The sequence below is a fragment of the Streptomyces sp. sk2.1 genome, from assembly GCF_008120935.1.
Classification (GTDB): domain Bacteria; phylum Actinomycetota; class Actinomycetes; order Streptomycetales; family Streptomycetaceae; genus Streptomyces.
Genome location: NZ_RDBO01000249.1, coordinates 1 through 5392 on the forward strand (window position 1 = coordinate 1; position 5392 = coordinate 5392).

3 protein-coding genes are annotated in these 5392 nt (G+C 74.1%); 2 read left to right on the forward strand and 1 reads right to left on the reverse strand.

Annotated features, from left to right (window positions below; all coding sequences use genetic code 11):
• Positions 1–3392: amino acid adenylation domain-containing protein (locus tag EAO76_RS43305; RefSeq protein WP_148841686.1), on the forward strand; the 3392-nt coding region annotated here is incomplete at its 5' end.
• Positions 3389–4039 (forward strand): hypothetical protein, encoded by a 651-nt coding sequence (locus EAO76_RS45200; protein ID WP_187439062.1) that lies wholly within the window; start codon positions 3389–3391, stop codon positions 4037–4039. The genes EAO76_RS43305 and EAO76_RS45200, both read left to right, overlap by 4 nt.
• Before the next feature lie 99 nt (positions 4040–4138).
• Here the strand turns inward: EAO76_RS45200 and EAO76_RS43315 are convergent, their stop codons facing one another.
• Positions 4139–5158 (reverse strand): proline racemase family protein, encoded by a 1020-nt coding sequence (locus tag EAO76_RS43315; protein ID WP_148841687.1) that lies wholly within the window; start codon positions 5156–5158, stop codon positions 4139–4141.
• Between the last annotated feature and the right edge of the window lie 234 nt (positions 5159–5392).

A 5392-nucleotide genomic window follows, 5' to 3' on the forward strand; every position in this document is an offset into this window, starting at 1 on the left:
CCCCCACCCCGTACCGGGAGTTCCTGTCCTGGGTGGCCGGACGCGACGCCGCCGCGGCCCGCACGGCCTGGGCGAAGACGCTGGACGGGCTGGAGGGGCCGACGGTACTGGCACCCGCCGGGCCGGCCGGCCGGAGCGCGGTGCCCGAGCAGGTGATCGTCGGCATCACCACCGGGCTGACCGACGCGCTGACCGCCCGCGCCCGCGAACTGGGAGTGACGCTCAGCACCGTCCTCCAGGGCGCCTGGGGACTGCTGCTCGCCGCCCTGTCCGGACGGGACGACGTGGTGTTCGGCGGCACCGTCTCCGGACGGCCCGCCGAGATCCCGGGCATCGAGTCGATGATCGGCCTGTTCATCAACACCCTTCCGGTACGGGTACGGATCGAGCCGGCCGAGACCCTGGGCGACCTGCTCGGCCGCCTCCAGGCACAACAGGCCGAACTTCTCGACCACCAGCACATCGGCCTCACGGAGATCCAGCAACTCACCGGCTGCGCACCGCTGTTCGACACGATCACGGTCCTCGAGAACTATCCGCTCGACGCCGAGGCGATGCGCGAACCGGTCCCCGGGCTCACCATCGGCGCCGTGGACGGCCGGGACGCCACCCACTACCCGCTGACCCTGGCCGGACTCCCCGGCGAGGAACTCCACCTGCGCCTGGGCTACCGGCCCGACCTGTACGGCGAGTCCGAGGCCCGGGACCTGGTCGCCCGCCTGATCCGGGTCCTCACCCGGATCGCCGAACGGCCCGGGACCCCGGTGGCCGCCCTCGACCTGCTCGTCGACGGCGAGCGCGACCGGCTGCTGTACGGCTTCAACGCCACCACCATCGAACTGCCGCCCGCGGGCACGGTCCACGACACGTTCGCCCAGCAGGTGCTGCGCACGCCCGGCGCGGTCGCGGTGCGCTGCGGCGGACGCGACACCTCCTACCGCGAGCTCAACATCCGCGCCAACGCGCTGGCCCACCGGCTGCGCTCGACGGGCGTCGTCGCGGGCGACCGGGTCGCGGTGCTGCAGGACCGGTCCGTGGACCTCGTGGTGTCGCTGCTCGCGGTGCTGAAGGCGGGCGCCGCGTACGTCCCGCTGGACGACCGCTACCCCGCGGAACGGTCCCGGCGCGTCATGGCGGACACCGGCGCGCGGGTGCTGCTGGTGGACGCGGCGCACACGGACGCCGGTTTCGAGCACGGGGCCCGGGTCCTGCGGGTGGACGAGGGGGTGGACGGTGCGCACTACGACCTCGGGGTGCCGGTGCGGGCCGACCGGCTCGCGTACGTGATGCACACCTCCGGCTCGACCGGCGAGCCCAAGGGCGTCGCCGTCACGCACGCCGACATCATCGCGCTCGCCTACGACCGGGCGATCGCCCCGATCGCGCGCAGGCGGGTCCTGGTGCACTCGCCGCAGGCGTTCGACGCGGCCACCTTCGAGATCTGGGCACCCCTGCTGTCCGGCGGGACCGCGGTGCTGGCCCCCAGCGGCGACCTGGACCTGACGGATCTGCGGGACGTGCTGCTGGAGGAGCGGATCGACACCGCGTTCCTCACCTCCGGACTGTTCCGGCTGCTGGTGCAGGAGCACCCGGAGGCCCTCGCCGGAGTCCGGGAGGTGATCTCGGGCGGCGACTCGGTCCCCGCCGAGAGCGTGCGCAGACTCCTCGAACACTGCCCGGGCACCGTGTTCAGCCACGCCTACGGGCCCACCGAGACGACCACGTTCGCGACCCTGCACCGGATCGCCATGACCGAGGACATCGGCCGCACCCTGCCGATCGGGCGCCCGCTGGACAACATGCGCGCCTACGTCCTGGACTCCGCCCTGCGCCCCGCCCCGATCGGCGCGCCGGGCGAGCTGTACCTGGCGGGCGCGGGCGTCGCACGCGGCTACCTGGACCGGCCCGGCCCGACGGCCGAACGGTTCGTGGCCGACCCGTACGACCCGACGGGCCGCCGGATGTACCGGACCGGCGACGTGGTGCGGTGGAACGCGCGCGGGGAGCTGGTGTTCGTCGGCCGGGCCGACGACCAGGTCAAGGTCCGCGGGTTCCGCATCGAGCCGGGCGAGATCGAGGCCGTGCTCGGCCGGGCCGGGGCGGTCGAGCAGGTGACGGTCCAGGTGCGCGAGGACCGCGCCGGTGACAAGCGCCTGGTCGCGTACGCGGTGTTCGACCCGGCGCTGCCCGTCGAGCGGCGCCCGGACCTGCGGGAGGTCGCCGCCCGCACCCTGCCCGCCTACATGGTGCCCTCGGCCGTCGTCGCCCTGGACGCGCTGCCGGTGACCGCGAACGGCAAGGTCGACCGGCGTGCGCTGCCCGCACCCGGGGCCGGGACCGGGGACGGCCGGGCACCGTCGACCGAGGCCGAGCGCGTGATGTGCGAACTGTTCGCGCAGGCCCTCGGGGTCCCGGAGGTCGGCGCGGACGACCAGTTCTTCGAGACCGGCGGTAACTCCCTGCTCGCGGCGGGCCTGATGGTCCGGGTCCGCGAGACGTTCGGCTGCGAGCTCTCGGTACGGGCACTGTTCGAGGCACCGACCCCGGCGGCACTGGTGGCCCGCCTCGACGGCTCCGGCGGCGCCGACACCTCGCTGGCGGTGGTGTTCCCGCTGCGCGCGGCGGGCGAGCGGGAACCGGTGTTCTGCGTCCACCCGGGCGCGGGCCTCGGCTGGCCGTACTCGGGGCTGCTGCCCGAGCTGGCGGGCCACCCCGTGTACGCGGTGCAGGCCCGTGGCCTGACCGAACCGGACGCGCTGCCGGCGACCGTCGCGGAGATGGCCGCCGACTACGTCGAGCAGATCCGCAAGGTCCGGCCCGCCGGCCCCTACCACCTCCTGGGCTGGTCCTTCGGCGGCATCGTCGCGCAGGAGATCGCCGTCCAGCTCCGGGAGGCCGGCGAGGAGGTCGGCCTGCTGGCCATGATGGACGCCTACCCGCACCCCTACGAGGGCGAGTACGAGCCGGTCACCGATCCCGCGCAGGTCCTGGAGATGATGCTCGACTTCGTCGGCCGGGACCGTGCGGCGGCGGGGGAGGGGCCGCTGACGGCGGCCGGGGTGGTGGAGGTCCTGCGCCGGGGCCACAGCAGCCTGGCGGACCTCACCGAGCAGCACGTCGCCGCGATGAGCCGGGTGATGGTGAACAACATGCGGCTCGCGGCACACGCCCGACCCCGGCGGCTGGAGGGCGACGTGCTCTTCTTCGTCGCCACGGTGGAGCGGGCGGACCTGCACATCGACGACTGGCTGCCGTACGTTGGCGGCACCATCGAGATCCGCCAACTCCACTGCCGGCACAGCGAGATGACGGCTCCCGAGCCACTGGCCGCCATCGGCCGGCTGCTCGCGGAGCGGCTCGGCACCGGAACCGACGAGGAAGGCCAGTCATGAACGAGCGTCCGCAGGACACCGGAACCGGTGCCGGACACCCCGTCGCGGGCGGCACCGGCGACCCGGCCGGCTCCCCGGCGACGGGCTCCGCGGGCGGGCCGGAGCGGCCCGTCCTGGACGAGCTCGTCCCGCGCTGGGACCGCGGCGAGCGCCACCGGCTGCGGGTGGACGCCCCCGCGGCCGCGGTGATCGACGCGGCCGACGGCCTGACCTGGGGCGAGGTGCCGAGCTTCCGCCTGGTCATGCTCCTGGCGGGCCTGGGCCGTACGCCCTTCCCCAAGGACGGCCGGGTGCTCGACATGTTCCTGGACAACGGCTTCCGGATGCTGCACCGTTCCGAGAGCCAGCTGGTGATCGGTGGGATCCAGCGCATCTCGCGCAAGCAGCCCATCGTCCCCATGGGGGACGACCCGGCGAAGGAGTTCCGCGACTTCGAGGCACCCGCGCACATCCTGACCTCCTTCGACTTCCGGTTCTCCGACGGGGTGCTGACCACCGAGACCCGGGTGCGCTGCACCGACCGCAGGGCGCGACGGCTGTTCGCCGCGTACTGGCTGCTCATCCGGGCCGGCAGCGGCGGCATCCGCCGCGTCTGGCTGCGCGGGGTCCGCCGCCGCGTCCGGGCACGCGCGGCCGAGGCGGGCTGAGGAGGCCGCCCGAGGGGCAGGGCGGCCAGTACACGGAGAACAGGGCGAAGGGACCGSCGGTCCCTTCGCCCTGCCCGTCGTACGCACCCGCCCGGCGGGCTACCGCAGGACGAAACCGCTGCCGAGGTCGTCCGCGGGATCGAGCTCGAAGAGGTGCTCGCCGGTCCGGTGCGCCGTCCCCGTGACCTCCGCGACGACGGCGGGGCGGCCGTGGGCGGTCAACTCCTCGACGATCCGTGCGTGGAAGCGGGTGCCGACGATCGAGTCGTGGACGAGGGTACGGCCCGGTGCGAGGCGACCGGTCGCCGCGAGCACGGCGACGCGGGAACAGGTGCCCGAGCCGCACGGGGAACGGTCGACCTGGCCGTCGGCGAAGACGGTGACGTTGCGCTGGTGCGGGTTGCCGTCCCCGTCGTCGCCGAGGTCGTCGTACAGGATGGTGCCGTAGATGCCGCTGAGGCGGTCGTCGACGGGGTGCCGGGCGTACTCGGTGTCGTTCAGCGCCCATTTGACCTCGCGCCCGATCACGATGAGGTCGGAGTAGTGCTCGGGGGTGACGGCCAGCCCCGCACCGGCCGCGTCCAGGTGCGCGTAGATGGCACCGCCGTAGGCGACGTCGACGACGACGTCCCCGCGGGACGTGGCGACGGTGACGCGCTCGGCGAGCCGGTAGCCGGGGACGTTGACGAAGTCGACACCGGTGATCCGCTCGCCCGAGGTGCGCACGCGCAGGGTGACCCGGCCCGAGGGCACGTCGATGACGACCGTGGTGACGCCGGAGGGGTCACGGGCGACACGGCCGGTCTGCACGGCCCAGACGGCGAGCGCGATGGAGCCGTGGCCGCAGGCCGTCGAGAAGCCGTCCTTGTGCCAGAACAGCACGCCGAAGTGGGCGCCCTCGTCGTCGGGCGGGGTGATGAACCCGCCGTACATGTCGGCGTGCCCGCGGGGTTCGAAGCACAGCAGCTTGCGCAGGCCGTCCACGTCGGGGTCGCCGATGGCGAACATCCGGCGCTCGGCGACGGTGGCCCCCTCGATGGCGGCCGGCGGCTCGGGGACGATCCGGAACGGTTCGCCACCGGTGTGGTAATCGACGGTGCGTACCTGGCGGATGGTCATGAGGTCCTCCTCGATCCGGACGCCGATGCCGCGCCGGCCCTCGGGCACGGTGAGGTCGTCCGGGCGGGCCGCGCCGCTCCCTCGCCGCCGTTCGGCGGCGGCTCCCGGACGATATCCCGCACCGCGCCCACCCGGTGCCCAGAAGTGCCACTGGCACCGATCGGCCGGAGTCCGGGCCGGGACACCGCCGCGCACGGCCCCGATACCACAGGCCGCCCGCCCGGACGACCTCAC